This is a genomic window from Kangiella koreensis DSM 16069, assembly GCF_000024085.1.
In the GTDB taxonomy this organism is placed as follows: Bacteria; Pseudomonadota; Gammaproteobacteria; order Enterobacterales; family Kangiellaceae; genus Kangiella; species Kangiella koreensis.
This window is the reverse complement of the sequence record NC_013166.1, coordinates 1,537,111-1,552,357: the sequence shown is the minus strand read 5'-3', so window position 1 is coordinate 1,552,357 and position 15,247 is coordinate 1,537,111. Positions and strand designations below refer to the sequence as shown.

Below are 15,247 nucleotides of genomic sequence, written 5' to 3'. Positions count from 1 at the left end.
TTGGTGATTTCTCCCCAGCCCTAGGTCGACGGTATGTGGCTTAGGGCTTTTTTATGCACATCTTTTTACATTTAGTTCTCAGCCCAATATAGACAGTGAAACAACAGCTCTATAAGCTCTTAGAACACAAGAAGTCCAATGGGGAATAATAATCATGAACACCAAAGCAATTTTCAAAGTAGCGGCTGTAGCCTTGCTGGTTAGTCAGCTAATTGCCTGTGATGATAAAAAAGATGAGCAAGCATCAAACAATACTGCTCAGGTAAGCCAGACTGAAAATTTGGCTCAGCAACAGAACGCTCAGCAAGCTCCAGTCACACAGTTAACCAAATACAACATCTACAACAAAGAAGACCAGGCAGGCTCTTTGTCTGTGCAGCAATCTGGCAATGTCTTTAGTAGTGATATGGAACTTGGCTGGAACAACCGGCAGATAAAAATTGAGGAAGTGATAACCGTTGATGAGCAGGGCTACATTACCAGTCAAACAGTCAAAGGTATTTCTGCGTTTGGTGCCCCAATTGATGAGTCATTTAGTCAGAAAGGCAGCATTGCCCAATGGAAAAGTACTAACGAACAAGGCGAAGAAAAAGTTGATGGCAAAAAGTTTTATGTATCTATGGACGGAACTGGCGTTGCTAACAGTGCGCTACTAAAAGCGATTAGCAATTCTGAAAACGGCAAGGTGCAGCTATTACCCAGTGGCGAAGCGGCTATGATCAAGCTGGATTCTGTAACGCTAAGTAATGGGCAGCAAGAGAAAACCGTTCATTTAATTGGCATTACCGGCTTCGGCTTCTCCCCAGACTTTGCCTGGTATGATGATGACTATAACTTCTTTGCCACCGATGGCGGTGGCTGGTTTGGGGTTATTCCTGAAGGCTGGGGTCGTGAACATCTGGAGCAGCTTCAAGATATTCAGAAAGAAGCCGATAACCAATACCTCAAGGATTTAGCGAGCCAGCTGATACACACTTCCGAAAAACCTATTTTCATCACCAATGCCAATTATGTAGATGTCATTTCCGGCAAGCTGGTCGAAGACCAATCTATTCTGATTCAGGACGGCAAGGTTGTGCGTATTGGTACTGAAATTCCAGACGGCGATTACACCCAAGTTAATGCGCAAGGCAAGACACTAATCCCAGGACTGTGGGATATGCATGGTCATTTAAGCAAGAACGATGGATTGCTGAATATGCCAGCGGGTGTTACCAATGTGCGCGATATGGGCAATACTCACGACAACATTGTTGATATTGAACGTATGAGTGAAGCCAATGAAATCATTGGTGGCGATGTTTACCGCGCCGGCTTTATGGATCGTGAAAGTCCTTATGCCATGAAAATGGGCAAGACCGTTGATTCTCTTGAAAGCGCTAAGGCTGCTGTGGACTGGTATGCAGAGCATGACTACCCACAAATCAAAACCTACAGCTCAATGGAACCCGAATGGATAAAACCTCTTGCTGAGCATATTCACAGTAAAGGGATGCGTTTGAGTGGCCATATCCCAGCTTTCATGACTGCCGAAGAAGCAATCAATGCTGGCTTTGATGAAATTCAACATATCAACATGATCTTCCTCAATTTCCTTGGCAAGAATATCGATACTCGACAGCGCCTACGCTTCACCATTCCCGGTGAAAAAGCGCATGAACTTGATTTGAACAGCAAAGAAGTTAATGACTTCATGGCGCTGCTTAAAGAGAAGGGTACAGTAATCGATCCAACTGTTTCAGTATTTAGAAGTTTGTTATTGGGCGAGGCCGGTAAAGTTGACCCGGAAAATGCCGCGATTTATGATCACCTTCCAGTGACAGTTGCCAGAGGCTTCAAAAAAGCCTGGATGGACATCAAACCGGAAGAACGTGATGCCTATAACAAGTCAGCTGATGCCATGGTCGCCATGGTCAAAAAGCTGCATGACTCAGGCGTCACCGTCGTCCCAGGAACCGACAGCATTGCAGGCTTCACACTGCACCGCGAATTGATTCTCTATTCACAAGGCGGTATCTCCAATGCAGACGTCCTAAAACTAGCAACCATTACCTCAGCCGAAGTTGTGGGCAATGAAGAAAACGTAGGCTCCATTGAAGAAGGCAAACAGGCCGACCTTGTTTTCATCGACGGCAATCCACTAGAAGACATGAACCACATCCGCCGAGTCGCTTTGGTTATCAAAGGTCAAAACCTCTACAAGCCAGATGAAGTTTATGAAGCGATCGGAGTCAAACCTTTTACCAAGTCAGTGGATTTTGAGTTGTAGTTTATTGAAATGACGAAATGTCATAAATCGGTAGGGGCAGACCTGTGTGTCTGCCCTTATTTTATAGGCTTTCTTATCTTTAGTTTTCGCTACTCAGCGACCTTCTTTTTCTTATTCGCGTAAGAAAAAGAAGGCAAAAAGAAGCGCGCCTCGAGATTGAGGTTTCGCAAGCGAAACTTCCTTCATATCCGCCAAGCCACTTAACGCACCGTAAAATACGTGCCGTCCCTGGCTCGAATTTTACTATTCAAATCATCCACGATTTGAATTGCTATGACTTGGCTTCTATTTAGCTCAATCTAAGGGGGTTATTGGTACTAGCCTGTAAGATAGTGATTCAGTCAAAGTGAATCATTGTCATCCCGCGATACCTAAAGGTACTTCCTTCGGTCGCTAACCGCGGACAAAATCGTCTGGAACGATTTTGAATGGCGAAGCCAGCCCAAAGGGCAAAATACAGGTATGTATTTTGTAATCCAGTGACTATTTTTCTGTATTGAAAGATGCTGGATTTATAGGTAAGACTGATAAACGTGACTTTATAAAACAAAAAGCCCTCATTCGAGGGCTTTGATTATTTTTCCAGGTGTTCCAATTTATTCGGCTTTCCATCCCATTCTTCGGCATCCGGTAAGGGATCTTTCTTTTCGGTGATGTTGGGCCATTCTTCGGAGAGTTCGGCGTTGAGTTCAATGAAGTGTTCCATGCCGGCTGGTATATCATCTTCTTCGAAGATCGCTTCGGCGGGGCACTCTGGTTCGCACAATGCGCAATCAATACATTCGTCTGGATTAATGACCAGGAAGTTTGGTCCTTCATAGAAGCAGTCTACCGGGCAGACTTCTACGCAGTCGGTATATTTACATTGAATACAATTATCAGTTACGACGAATGCCATTAGTTTCTCCTAGCTATTTTCTACGGCAAGCTAACTGCCGGTTATTGTAGCGATTCTTTCAGCTTATACAATAGTTCAAGCGCCTCGCGTGGTGTCATCTCATCAAGGTTGGCAGATTGTACGAGTTCCGCCATTGCTTCCAGTTCAGGATTAGATTGCGCTGATTCTAAGAGTTCCAGTTCAATCTGCGGCAGTTCGGTTTCATGAGTGCCGTGCTGTTCAAAATGCTGTAGCAGTAGGCGCGCCTGTTGAATCACTGTTTTTGGTAGTCCGGCTAGTTGCGCCACCTGAATACCATAGCTTTGATTAGCGGGTCCCGCTTGAATCTGATGCGAGAAGATCAGTTTTTCCTGCCCAGCATCTTTATGCTCCGTTGCTGAGAAGTGCAAATTAACCATGGCGTCCCATTGTTCTGCCTGCTGCGTCAGCTCGAAGTAGTGAGTGGCGAACAGGGTGTAGGACTGCAATTTTTCATGGATATATTGAATGGTCGCTGAGGCCAATGCCAAGCCATCAAAGGTACTGGTGCCGCGGCCAATTTCATCGAGCAGAATTAAGCTGTTGCTGGTGGCATTGTTTAGAATGTTGGCGGTTTCGGACATTTCCACCATGAATGTTGAGCGACCGCTGGCTAGATCATCCGATGCACCAATTCGAGTAAAGATGCGATCGATTGGGCCAATTTCCGCATGCTCTGCTGGCACATAAGAACCCACGTAAGCGAGCAGGGTAATCAGTGCGGTTTGCCGCATGTAGGTTGATTTACCGCCCATGTTGGGGCCAGTAATGATCAGCGAACGTTCCTGATTGTTGATATTGAGGTTATTCGGAATAAAGGGTTCTTTGCTGTGGAACTCAACTACTGGGTGCCGGCCCTGTTTGATTTCAATGCCGTCTTTATTGCTTAATGTCGGGCGATTAAATCCAAGGTTGGTTGCCCGCTCAGAAAAACAGGCCAGCACATCAATTTCGGCAATCGCGCTGGCAGTCGATTGAATCTTCGCCACATGCTGTTGCAGTTCCTGGATCAGCTCATCATAAAGTCTTTTCTCAAGTGCTAATGCTCGAGTTTTACTGGTTAAAACCTTTTCTTCGTATTCTTTTAATTCCGGTGTAATAAAACGCTCAGCATTTTTTAAAGTCTGGCGGCGAATATAATGCGCCGGTGCCTGATGGCTTTGCGCGCGAGAAATCTCGATATAAAAACCATGCACCTTGTTATAGCCAACTTTTAAGGTATTGATGCCGGACTCTTGTTTTTCTCGTCGCTCCAAAGACAACATGAATTCATTGGCATCATCGGCCAGTGAACGTAATTCATCCAGCTCAGCATTAAAGCCCTGAGCAATCACGCCACCATCACGAATGACCATCGGTGGTTGTTCAACTAAGGCGTGCTCAAGCAGTTGCTGCAACTCAGGCAGCGGCTGAATGTATTGGGCCTGGTCGAGTTTGATATTAAGTTGCTGCAATTCATCGAGCAACAGTGTTGATTGGGTTAAACCCTGTTGCAGGCGTTTTAAATCGCGAGGGTTGGCGCTGGCCAGAGCAATTCGGGTGACAATCCGTTCGATATCCGCAATCTCAGACAGAATCGGCTGAATCGACACAAAGGCATGATCGTGAGTTAGATTCTCAACGCTATCCAACCGTTTCTGCACATTGTCATGGGAACTAAGAGGCGCGTGTAACCAGCGTTTTAACAGGCGTGCTCCCATCACCGTTTTGGTCGAATTCATTACCTCGAACAGGGTGTTGTTTTGGCCACCCTGAATATTCTCGGTCAGTTCCAGGTTGCGGCGAGTGGCCGGATCAAGCACCAGCTGATCGCTGTGTTCGAGTTTTTGTAACAGGTGAATGTGGGGCAGGTTATTGAGCTGAGTGGTTTTAGCGTAATCCAACACAGCGCCGGCGGCGCAAATTGCCAGCTCATAATCCTCACAACCAAAAGACGCCAGGCTTTGTACGGCAAAGTGATTTAACAGTTTGTCGCGGTTCTGCTCGAAATCAAAGGCCCAGTCCGGTTGCCATTTGTTGGCGGTCGTTAAGCCCTGGGTAAGTTCCTGTTGATTGTCGGCAAGAATTAATTCTGCCGGTTTAATCCGAAACAGCTCGGCCTGAAAGGCATTCTTATTATCAAACTCGGATAACCAGAAACGACCACTGGCCATATCCAGACAAGCCAGACCATAATGGTTGCGTTTTTTATAGGCAGCGGCCAATAGTTTATCGGAGAGGGCATCCAGAAGGTTTTCATCATACAGAGTGCCCGGCGTGACGATGCGAACTACCTTGCGATCAACCGGACCTTTGCTGGTCGCCGGATCGCCAATCTGTTCGCAGATAGCCACTGACTCGCCAAGCTTAACGATACGAGCCAGATAAGAGTCAACCGCATGAAAGGGCACGCCTGCCATCGGAATCGGTTCACCGGCAGAGCTACCGCGCTTGGTCAGAGTGATATCGAGTAATTCAGCTGCTCGCTTGGCATCGTCATAAAAAAGCTCATAAAAATCCCCCATGCGATAAAACAACAGGTAATCCATATGATCCTGTTTGAGCTGCCAGTATTGGCGCATCATGGGCGTGTGTTGATCGAGATGTTTTGGGGAGGTTTCTTGTTCTGTCATGCCCATAAAATATGTCTATTGTTATTTTAAACGAGTAGGATATAAACTTTCGCATAGCTTAACGGATCTGACGATAAAGAGGTAGGCCAAGCTTGCCGCAAAATCATAAAAAACCTATGACTGAACATTCAAGTGAATTGGTAAAAAAAGTTTCTAACTTATTGATAGAGAAAAACCTTTTATTGGTCACCGCCGAGTCTTGCACCGGTGGCTTAATCGCGGCAACCTGTACGGAACAAGCGGGTAGCTCGCAGTGGTTTGATCGTGGCTTCGTCACATACTCCAATCAATCGAAACAGGATATGCTTGGTGTACCGGCTCATATTATCGATAAATATGGTGCCGTGTCCCAGCAAGTCGTCGAGGCCATGGCGCGTGGTGCATATATCGCATCAGGTAGTAACAACCGAATCGCCGTTTCAGTCAGTGGCATCGCCGGGCCAGAGGGTGGCACGCCTGAAAAGCCCATTGGCACGGTCTGGATTGGCTTGTTTGATGGCAAAGCTGTTCACTCGCGATTGCTGCAATTAACCGGTTCTCGAGCAGAAATTCGTTCTGCGACATTAAATGACGTATTAGGCAGTATGCTAGTAAGCTGGTTAAGTAGGAAATAGCTCTAGCTTACGAATGACAATTTCTCTATGAGTTGTCAGTGATCACAGGTTACTTTTCAGCTGTGATTGTGGAATAATCGGGGCTTTATTTTCGAAGCGAATTTTAACTCTTAAAACGATTAGGTAGGTATCCGTAAGATGGATGACAACAAAAAGAAAGCTCTTGGTGCGGCTTTAACACAGATTGAGCGCCAATTCGGTAAAGGCTCAATTATGCGTTTGGGTGACAACAGCGCAGCTCGAGGCATTGGAACAATTTCGACTGGTTCATTAGGGCTTGATATTGCGTTGGGCATTGGCGGCTTACCAAAAGGTCGTGTGGTTGAGATTTATGGTCCTGAATCTTCTGGTAAAACAACTTTGGCGCTACAAGCTATCGCCAGTTGCCAGAAAGATGGCGGCACAGCAGCTTTCGTTGATGCTGAGCACGCATTGGATCCGACTTATGCCGAGAAGCTTGGTGTGAATCTTGATGACCTTATCGTTTCGCAACCGGATACTGGTGAGCAGGCATTGGAAATCACCGATATGCTAGTGCGCTCAGGCGCGGTAGATATCGTGGTGGTTGACTCAGTGGCAGCATTAACGCCAAAAGCAGAGATTGAAGGCGAAATGGGTGACTCGCACATGGGCTTGCAGGCTCGATTGATGTCGCAAGCTTTGCGTAAATTGACCGCTAACATTAAACGCTCGAATACGCTGTGTGTCTTCATTAACCAAATCCGTATGAAGATTGGTGTCATGTTTGGTTCGCCAGAAACGACTACTGGCGGTAACGCATTGAAGTTCTACGCGTCAGTTCGTCTGGACATTCGTCGTATTGGCCAAATCAAGCAGGGCGACGAGATTGTCGGCAACGAAACTCGCGTCAAAGTGGTTAAGAACAAGGTGGCTCCGCCCTTTAAACAGGCAGAATTCCAGATTCTTTATGGTGAAGGTACTTCGCTAGAAGGCGAGATTCTAGACTGGGGGGTTAAGCATGACCTGGTTGAAAAGTCTGGCGCCTGGTATTCATACAATGGCAACAAGATCGGACAGGGTAAACAGAATGTTATTCAGTTCCTGAAAGACAACGCAGACATTAAAGAAGAAATTGAAGGCAAACTTCGCTCAGAGCTTCTTGTCACTGCGAAAAAGCCAGCTGATGATGAAGCAGATGTGCCGGAAGTTGAAGCCTAACGTTTACAGCACTGAATGAAGAAAGAGAAGCCTAAACGCGATTACAAAATGATCGCGATGGACTTATTAGCACGCCGGGAACATTCCCGGCGTGAGCTTTTGGATAAGCTGAAAGTTCGTGGTTTCGAAGGCGAGGAGGTCGAAGCTTATCTTGACCGACTGGCAGAGCGTAATCTACAAAGTGACCAAAGGTTTGCCCGCAGCTTCATGCGAGTGCGTATTGAAACCGGTTACGGCCCCCTTCGTATTCAACAAGAGCTCAAGAAAAAGGGCATTGATGAACACCAGATCAGCTTGTTATTCGAAGAAATGGACATAGATTGGTATAAAACCGCTTTATCAATCTGGCAAAAGAAATATAATCAACTGCCCGGTAATGACCTGAAACTGAAAGCCAAACAGGCTCGTTTCATGCAGTACCGCGGTTTTGATTTCGACACAATCAACCGAATTTTATCTCGCACCTCAATTGAGAGCGACGAATAGCTTAACTTTCAAATAGTTAAGAAAATAAATTAAAGTATCAAATAAGGTAATAGGTTATCACCGTGAGTATGACAACTAACCAAATTCGTAACGCTTTTCTAACGTTCTTTGAAAACAAAGGCCATCACATCGTTGATAGCAGCCCTTTAATTCCCGCCAATGATCCAACCCTGCTTTTTACCAATGCAGGCATGGTGCAATTCAAAGACTGCTTTTTAGGCATAGATAAGCGTAGCTACACACGCGCCACTTCGTCGCAACGTTGCGTGCGCGCCGGTGGTAAGCATAACGATTTGGAAAATGTCGGTTATACTGCGCGTCATCACACCTTCTTTGAAATGCTTGGTAACTTCAGCTTCGGCGATTACTTCAAGAAAGAAGCGATTGCCTATTGCTGGGAGCTATTGACCGAAGAGTTCAAGCTGCCTAAAGAAAAGCTGTGGGTCACGGTTTACGAAGAAGACGACGAAGCTTTCGATATCTGGGTGAACGATATTGGCTTTCCAGCCGATCGCATCAGCCGCATCGGCGACAACAAAGGCGAGCGTTACGCTTCCGATAACTTCTGGGCGATGGGTGATACCGGTCCTTGCGGTCCTTGCTCCGAAGTGTTCTACGATCACGGTGAAGAAATCTGGGGTGGCCCTCCGGGCACGCCTGAAGAAGATGGTGATCGCTTTATCGAAATCTGGAATCTGGTATTCATGCAGTTCAACCGTCAGAAAGACGGCACCATGGAGCGCCTGCCGAAACCATCGGTCGATACCGGCATGGGGCTGGAGCGTATTGCAGCAATCTTGCAAGGCGTCCACAGCAACTATGAAATTGACCTGTTCCAACACCTGATTAAATCTACTGCTGACCTATTAAAGGTTAAAGACCTCGATAACAAATCATTGCGCGTGATCGCGGATCATATTCGCTCCTGCGCTTTCTTAATATTGGATGGCATTGTGCCAAGCAACGAAGGGCGTGGTTATGTGTTGCGCCGTATCGTTCGTCGCGCCGTTCGCCATGGCCATCAGTTGGGCGCTAAAGGCATTTTCTTTGCTAAGTTAGTGCAGCCGCTGATCGAAGTCATGGGCGAGGCTTATCCAGCTCTGGTTGAGCAAAAAGAATTGATTGAAAAAGTATTGGCGAAAGAAGAAGAAGCTTTCGCCCGTACTCTAGATAAAGGTATGTTAATCCTGGATCAGGATATCGCCGACTTAGTTGAAACCAATGGTAAAACCATTTCTGGCGATACCGTTTTTAAACTGTATGACACCTACGGTTTCCCGCAGGATTTAACCGCCGATATCGCGCGCGAAAAAGGTCTCGAAGTGGATTGGGATGGTTTCGAGAAAGCCATGAATCAGCAGCGAGAGCGTGCGCGTGCCGCCAGTAACTTTGGCACGGATTACAATGATAACTTTAGCATTGACGAGCGTTCAGAATTTACCGGCTATCACTATACCCAACAGAATGTGGTGGTTACCCGTTTGCTCAAAGGCGAAGACGAAGTTAAGGAATTGGACCAGGGCGAGAAGGGTGTGGTGATTTTAGCGAAAACCCCATTCTATGCCGAAGCCGGTGGTCAGGTCGGCGATACTGGCCGTTTGTTTGGTTGTGGCGCTACCTTTATCGTTGAAGACACCCAGAAGCTGGGCGATGCGATAGCCCATATCGGCTATGTGCAAAGAGGCTCATTCAGCAATGACGCTGAACTGACCGCGGAAGTTGATGCAGAACGTCGTCAGCACACCATGCGTAACCATTCCGCGACTCACTTATTACACGCCGCACTGCGCGACATTCTAGGCACTCACGTAACCCAGAAAGGCTCATTGGTTGGCCCAGAGCGTTTGCGTTTTGACTTCTCCAATCCAGAGCCAGTCACGCAGGAACAACTTCGCCAAATCGAAGCTTTAGTCAATCAGAAGATTTATGAGAACCATGCTGTCGAAGCGGCAACCATGTCAATGGATGAAGCCAAAGAGCATGGCGCAATGGCTTTGTTTGGCGAGAAGTACGGCGATGAAGTTCGTGTTCTAACCATGTCGCCATTCTCGGTTGAGCTGTGTGGCGGTACGCACGTGCAACGTACTGGTGACATCGGCGCTTTCAAGATTCTCTCCGAGTCAGGCATTGCCGCCGGTATTCGCCGTATCGAAGCGACCACTGGAGCCGGAGCGGTGAACTGGATGCAGTCTACCGAAGCCAGCCTGCAATCGATTGGCAAATTGCTTAAATCAGAGCCATCGCAAGTTGCTGAGAAAGTGAATCAATTGATGGACAAGAGTCGTCAGCTTGAGAAAACCATCGAAGCACTGCAAAGCAAGTTAGCGTCTTCGCAAGGCAGCGATCTAGCGAGCCAGGCCGAAGACCTAAATGGTATAAAATTGCTGGTTGCTAAATTAGAAGGCGTAGAAGCCAAAGCATTGCGCGACATACAGGATCAGCTTAAAAACAAGCTGGGTTCCAGTATTGTCGTCCTAGGCATCGCTGAAGAAGACAAGGTCAGCATTATTGTCGGCGTCAGCAAAGACCTAACCGGCAAAGTGAAAGCAGGGGAGCTGGTCAACATGGTCGCCTCGCAAGTGGGCGGCAAGGGCGGTGGACGTCCAGACATGGCCCAGGCGGGCGGTAAAGACCCAGCAGCACTACCGGCAGCCCTTGATAGCGTTAAGCCTTGGGTCGCTGAGCGTTTAAACTAGACTTAAACAAGTTCAGAACAGATAAAGGCCTGATCCCAGGCCTATCGCTATACAAATAATCTGTATCGGATTATCCTAGTTAGGTAACTTTGTGAGTCCACTCACAAAAAAGTAGAGTTGTGCGAGGAATATTGATAGAATCCGTCGCTTCAACTTTGTATGTAATCTATACAGTCGATTTGTAGATGGCGAAGGAATTAGCAATGATTGCAGAGTTTCTGAGCTACAGGAAATGTAGGAGATTGGAATGTTAATCTTAACTCGTCGTGTCGGTGAGACACTTATGATCGGTGATGAAATCACCGTAACTGTTCTAGGCGTTAAAGGTAACCAGGTTCGTATCGGTATCAACGCACCTAAAGAAGTCGCTGTACACCGCGAAGAAATCTATTTGCGCATTCAACATGAAAAGCAAATGGAAGGTTATCAAGGCGGTTCATCAGACGATAACGAATATTATTAAAAAAGTGGAAAAGGAGTGTTGCAATTTATCTAAAATAAGGTAACATTCCGTCCGCACTAAAGGTGAGGTGGCCGAGCGGCTGAAGGCGCTCCCCTGCTAAGGGAGTATACCCTAATCCGGTATCGAGGGTTCGAATCCCTCCCTCACCGCCATTACTTTAATTTAGACATTTGTCTTAATTAAAGTAATCAGATGGAAGGATGAGAACCTTTAGGTTCGACAAAATCGTCTGGAACGATTTTGAACAGCGAAGCGTAGCGACGCTGGCCCGAAGGGTAAAATACAGGATGTATTTTATAATCCCTCCCTCACAAAAAAATATTCTTCAAACCTGCTTCGGCAGGTTTTTTTATGTCTATAATTTATCTGGTGTGGTGTAATACTTTAAAGGTTTAATTAACCTTAAAGATAAGCATGACGTATGGTTTGTAGGTGTTATAATTTTTTACTTAAACTGCTGATTGAAAAGGAATGCCGTGAACGAAGTAAGATATATTACTAAGTCTGAATCTGAGCGCTGGTCGATTGAGTTATCATTCAATGGAGGGGGTGAGGTAGGCAAAGGGAATCCATCCAATACTGATGTAAAAATTAGGCTTCTATCGAAAGTTAACCAACATTGTCAAAGTAGTCCGTGGCAACTAGAGTGGGAACGAAGTCTGGGGAACATTGAAATGCCGACAGGAGCATGGAATGGTATTCATTTGGCAGAGATTGTTAATGATTTACTTTTCTTTGCAGCATCAAATACAACCATTTGTATTTCTCCCGAAACTGGAGAGGAAATATGGAGGGTTTGTACAGGAAACACTCCTATATACAAGATTCTTTCGACCAAAGGTAACGATGCAATAATTGTTTACAATGGGTATTACGACTTTGTGTCTAGTTTCGGGAAAGGAAATATTGCAAAGGTAAGCCTCAAAGGCGAAATCATATGGAGAGCTGAATTACCCTCTAAAAAAGATATTTACTCAAATTCACCTTACTATAATGAAAATGAATTGTATTCAAACTCATGGGAAGGTTTTCTATGCAAGATATCCGAAGAAGATGGGTCAATCATTGATAAACAGTTTACAAAGTAATCATGAGTCAATGTTAAGCCCAGAGTAAATTAATTAGATTCGAATGATGGATTTGGTGTTGGAATGTACTCAGACATCCTTAACTCACAACTAAAAGAAGAATTAAATGCGCATAATTAGAAATGGACTGTTTTATCTTATGGTTCTCGGTGTGGCTGGTTACGCTGTTTTTGTTTATAGCTTTCTACCACTAGGGTCTTTAGTACACCCAGAAATGAAAGTGAGTTTTATGGCGAATAAAATAGGTATTTATTCCCATATATTTGCTTCTTCTGTTGCTCTAGTAATTGGACCGCTCCAGTTTTCCACCAAACTCAGGCAAAAGCACACCAATGTTCACCGCTGGCTCGGGCGTGTGTATTTAGGTGTGGGCATCCTTATCGGCGGTGTTTCGGGTCTTTATATGTCTCAGTTTGCATTCGGCGGTCTAGTGGGCAAGTTGGGTTTTGCGTCACTTGCTTTGCTCTGGCTGTATACTGGTTTGAGTGCGTATCTTGCTGTTCGTCGTGGTGACATTTCTGAGCACCGCAAATGGATGATTCGTAATTTCTCCCTCACCCTTGCGGCGGTAACACTGCGGATATACCTTTCAGCCTCAATGGTTGCTGGATTCGAATTTACCAAAGCGTATATGGTCATTGCCTGGCTTTGCTGGGTACCGAACATTGTGTTTGCTGAGTGGCGGTTGCGATTCAACATTGCGAAAAATAAAGCACTGCAGCGGGCAAGCGGCTAAAAGCGCTGTTGTCCGTTAATATGATGTAATGTGATTAATTGATACAGAAGGGGACATGTAGTGAAGATAGTAGAAATTACAAAAGAGCCTGTTGAGCTTTATAAAATACTAAAGTTCGAAGGTATTGTAAGTAGTGGCGGTGAGGCAAAGGCTGTAATCGATGACGGTCAGGTGTTAGTCAACGGTGAGATAGAGAAGAGAAAACGAAAGAAAATCATGTCAGGTGACGTTATTAAATTTATGGACGATGAGTTCAAAGTTTTACTGAAGTAACCGTACTTAATTCTGCTATTAGACTACTTAAACCTGCTTCGGCAGGTTTTCTTATGCCTGTAATTTATCCCTGCATATATAGTATTGATTAATATTCAACCAATAAAGTCATTGCAATACTCGAAAACCAAACTATTATAAGGTGTTAACTATGTCACAAAAGAGTAGTTAAGCTGAGATCTTGGAAGAGATAACTGAGCAGGAATGACCGCTTTTTATAGGGTGTTAGTCATAAAACGGATATATAAAAATATATCACTTTAAATCATAAGATTATCGTTGAAATTCCGGTTATACAATGTGTACCTTTAGAAGGATTTGAAATGTCAGAGAGCAAAAAGAGAGCAAAGCTTAGTCAAAAAGAATTTCCCAGAGAGACTCTAGCTAAGGCTCTGGTGATAGGAGAAGCTATATGGGAAAACTTCGCGGGTAAAGGAGCTGCGCCACACGAAATAGCACTTGCTTTGGGGTTGTCTCCAACTAGCGGTGGATGGCGTAGCCTTTGTGGTACCTCAATTGCTTATGGTCTCACGGAAGGCGGTTACAATGCTAACGAAATTATTTTAACTGATCTCGGTAGGCGAATTGTAGCTCCTGAAGATGATGGAGACGATGATCTCGCTAGAGTTGAGGCTATCTTGCAGCCAACCAAGATGGGTGAATTTCTAAAGAAGTATAACAAGGCCAAGTTTCCAAAAGAAAATATTGCTCAAAACGTATTGGTTGGAATGGGTCTTCCGAAAGAGCGTGCTGAAAAGTCAGTCGAAATTATTCGTGAAAATGGTATTTATACAGGGATATTAAAGGAGACTAAAACAGGTTTGTTCGTGGCTCTTGGCTCTCCAGCATCTCCGCCAAAAATAGAAGATGAAAACATAAACGATAGCCTTGATGACGAAGATTTGTTGGATCGACATGCTGAGGAAGATGAAGAGCATTTTGCTAGGAGGATTGCGGAAAATAATGAGAGTGAGCCGAAACCAGTAAAGCCTGTACAGCGAAATAGCAATGTTTTCATAAGCCATGGCAAGAACAAAAAAGTTGTGCAGCAGCTAAAAGAACTTTTGACTTTTGGCAAGTTTAACCCGGTTGTCTCGGTTGAGAAAGAAACTGCCTCGATACCCGTCCCAGAGAAGGTTTTCGAGGATATGCGAGAGTGCTCGGCTGCGGTTATACATTTAGAGGCAGAGCAGGAACTTCTTGACCCTGAGGGCAATAAGCACTCAAAAATTAATGAAAATGTTCTTATAGAAATTGGTGCAGCTATTGCATTGTATAATAAGAACTTTGTGTTACTTGTAAAAAAGGGCGTTAAGCTTCCTTCCAACCTCCAAGGGTTATATCGTTCAGAGTACGAAGGTGACGCATTGGATTATGAAGCAACAATGAAGCTACTTAAAACATTTAATCAATTTAAGTAGCTATGTATAACATTAGCAGTCACACCGAACGATATTTACCCTACGTTCCATATTGTCCGGTACTGTCAGTATTATATTTCAAAACTAAAGCAAGGATGAAAATATGAAATTTTTTGTTCCACACACACAAAGCACCGAAGAAGCATTAAGTGTAATAGATAGCATTGCAAAGTTTATTGGTAACTCCAGTCCTCAGCCAGAAGAAATGATCTACTCACTTACTTATAAACACAATGGAAAGACTATGGTGGCCACAGTAGGTGAGTCTGTCGATGAGTATTATAAAGAGGCGGCCCCAGAGGTTCAGGCAATCTTCCCTCCCAGTTCAGCCGGTCAGCCATATAAAATATGCTTGCCAAATAGAGGGGTTTTGAGAGGTGAGCCAATTTACACTTCAAATCAAATTAGCTTTCAGAAGTTTGAAAGTTAAAACTAAATTATTGGACACCCACAAATTTCAGTATAGGAAAATTAATGGGTTTAGAGAATTAACT

13 protein-coding genes and 1 tRNA gene are annotated in these 15,247 nt (G+C 44.9%); 12 read left to right on the top strand and 2 right to left on the bottom strand.

The window, feature by feature from the left end; translation table 11 throughout:
* Positions 1-154: 154 nt before the first annotated feature.
* The gene (locus tag KKOR_RS07215) at positions 155-2,269 is read left to right on the top strand and encodes an amidohydrolase family protein (protein ID WP_012801370.1); all 2,115 of its coding nucleotides are present in this window, start codon (positions 155-157) and stop codon (positions 2,267-2,269) included.
* A 574-nt stretch (positions 2,270-2,843) separates the two neighbouring features.
* Here the strand turns inward: KKOR_RS07215 and fdxA are convergent.
* Together fdxA and mutS are read right to left on the bottom strand one after the other, a co-directional pair.
* The gene (gene fdxA, locus KKOR_RS07210) at positions 2,844-3,167 is read right to left on the bottom strand and encodes a ferredoxin FdxA (RefSeq protein WP_012801369.1); all 324 of its coding nucleotides are present in this window, start codon (positions 3,165-3,167) and stop codon (positions 2,844-2,846) included.
* A gap of 41 nt (positions 3,168-3,208) precedes the next feature.
* Positions 3,209-5,803 (bottom strand): DNA mismatch repair protein MutS, encoded by a 2,595-nt coding sequence (gene mutS, locus KKOR_RS07205; RefSeq protein WP_012801368.1) that lies wholly within the window; start codon positions 5,801-5,803, stop codon positions 3,209-3,211.
* 110 nt (positions 5,804-5,913) lie between these two features.
* On the opposite strand from mutS, the gene KKOR_RS07200 reads away from it, so the two are divergent.
* From KKOR_RS07200 to KKOR_RS07150, 11 genes are all read left to right on the top strand, one after another.
* Positions 5,914-6,411: a CinA family protein gene (locus KKOR_RS07200; protein ID WP_041296027.1), complete on the top strand. Its 498-nt coding sequence runs from the start codon at positions 5,914-5,916 to the stop codon at positions 6,409-6,411.
* 138 nt (positions 6,412-6,549) lie between these two features.
* Positions 6,550-7,590 carry a recombinase RecA gene (gene recA, locus KKOR_RS07195; protein WP_012801366.1) on the top strand — a complete coding sequence of 347 codons (1,041 nt, stop codon included), beginning with the start codon at positions 6,550-6,552 and terminating at the stop codon, positions 7,588-7,590.
* A 15-nt stretch (positions 7,591-7,605) separates the two neighbouring features.
* Positions 7,606-8,076, top strand: a complete 471-nt coding sequence (gene recX / locus KKOR_RS07190; protein ID WP_012801365.1) for a recombination regulator RecX — start codon at positions 7,606-7,608, stop codon at positions 8,074-8,076.
* Positions 8,077-8,138: 62 nt separating this feature from the next.
* Positions 8,139-10,772: an alanine--tRNA ligase gene (gene alaS, locus KKOR_RS07185; RefSeq protein WP_143715051.1), complete on the top strand. Its 2,634-nt coding sequence runs from the start codon at positions 8,139-8,141 to the stop codon at positions 10,770-10,772.
* A 247-nt stretch (positions 10,773-11,019) separates the two neighbouring features.
* Positions 11,020-11,235: a carbon storage regulator CsrA gene (gene csrA, locus KKOR_RS07180; RefSeq protein ID WP_012801363.1), complete on the top strand. Its 216-nt coding sequence runs from the start codon at positions 11,020-11,022 to the stop codon at positions 11,233-11,235.
* A 61-nt stretch (positions 11,236-11,296) separates the two neighbouring features.
* Positions 11,297-11,387, top strand: a tRNA-Ser gene (locus tag KKOR_RS07175).
* Positions 11,388-11,711: 324 nt separating this feature from the next.
* Complete coding sequence (locus KKOR_RS07170) at positions 11,712-12,323, top strand: outer membrane protein assembly factor BamB family protein (RefSeq protein WP_012801362.1); 612 nt, start codon at positions 11,712-11,714, stop codon at positions 12,321-12,323.
* Between the two features lie 106 nt (positions 12,324-12,429).
* Positions 12,430-13,059, top strand: a complete 630-nt coding sequence (locus KKOR_RS07165) for a DUF2306 domain-containing protein (RefSeq protein WP_071818308.1) — start codon at positions 12,430-12,432, stop codon at positions 13,057-13,059.
* A gap of 60 nt (positions 13,060-13,119) precedes the next feature.
* A complete protein-coding gene (locus tag KKOR_RS07160; RefSeq protein ID WP_012801360.1) occupies positions 13,120-13,332 on the top strand; it encodes an RNA-binding S4 domain-containing protein in 213 nt (70 codons plus the stop codon).
* Positions 13,333-13,655: 323 nt separating this feature from the next.
* Entirely contained in the window at positions 13,656-14,753 is a 1,098-nt protein-coding gene (locus tag KKOR_RS07155) for a TIR domain-containing protein (protein ID WP_012801359.1), read from the top strand.
* A gap of 103 nt (positions 14,754-14,856) precedes the next feature.
* Complete coding sequence (locus KKOR_RS07150) at positions 14,857-15,183, top strand: hypothetical protein (RefSeq protein WP_012801358.1); 327 nt, start codon at positions 14,857-14,859, stop codon at positions 15,181-15,183.
* Positions 15,184-15,247 lie beyond the last annotated feature (64 nt).

Bases quoted from the DNA above. Each gene is read 5' to 3' on its own strand.
- mutS (WP_012801368.1), bottom strand. From the start codon at position 5,803: ATGGGCATGACAGAACAAGAAACCTCCCCAAAACATCTCGATCAACAC.
- csrA (WP_012801363.1), top strand. From the start codon at position 11,020: ATGTTAATCTTAACTCGTCGTGTCGGTGAGACACTTATGATCGGTGAT.
- recX (WP_012801365.1), top strand. From the start codon at position 7,606: ATGAAGAAAGAGAAGCCTAAACGCGATTACAAAATGATCGCGATGGAC.
- KKOR_RS07215 (WP_012801370.1), top strand. From the start codon at position 155: ATGAACACCAAAGCAATTTTCAAAGTAGCGGCTGTAGCCTTGCTGGTT.
- KKOR_RS07150 (WP_012801358.1), top strand. From the start codon at position 14,857: ATGAAATTTTTTGTTCCACACACACAAAGCACCGAAGAAGCATTAAGT.
- fdxA (WP_012801369.1), bottom strand. From the start codon at position 3,167: ATGGCATTCGTCGTAACTGATAATTGTATTCAATGTAAATATACCGAC.
- recA (WP_012801366.1), top strand. From the start codon at position 6,550: ATGGATGACAACAAAAAGAAAGCTCTTGGTGCGGCTTTAACACAGATT.
- KKOR_RS07155 (WP_012801359.1), top strand. From the start codon at position 13,656: ATGTCAGAGAGCAAAAAGAGAGCAAAGCTTAGTCAAAAAGAATTTCCC.
- KKOR_RS07165 (WP_071818308.1), top strand. From the start codon at position 12,430: ATGCGCATAATTAGAAATGGACTGTTTTATCTTATGGTTCTCGGTGTG.
- KKOR_RS07200 (WP_041296027.1), top strand. From the start codon at position 5,914: ATGACTGAACATTCAAGTGAATTGGTAAAAAAAGTTTCTAACTTATTG.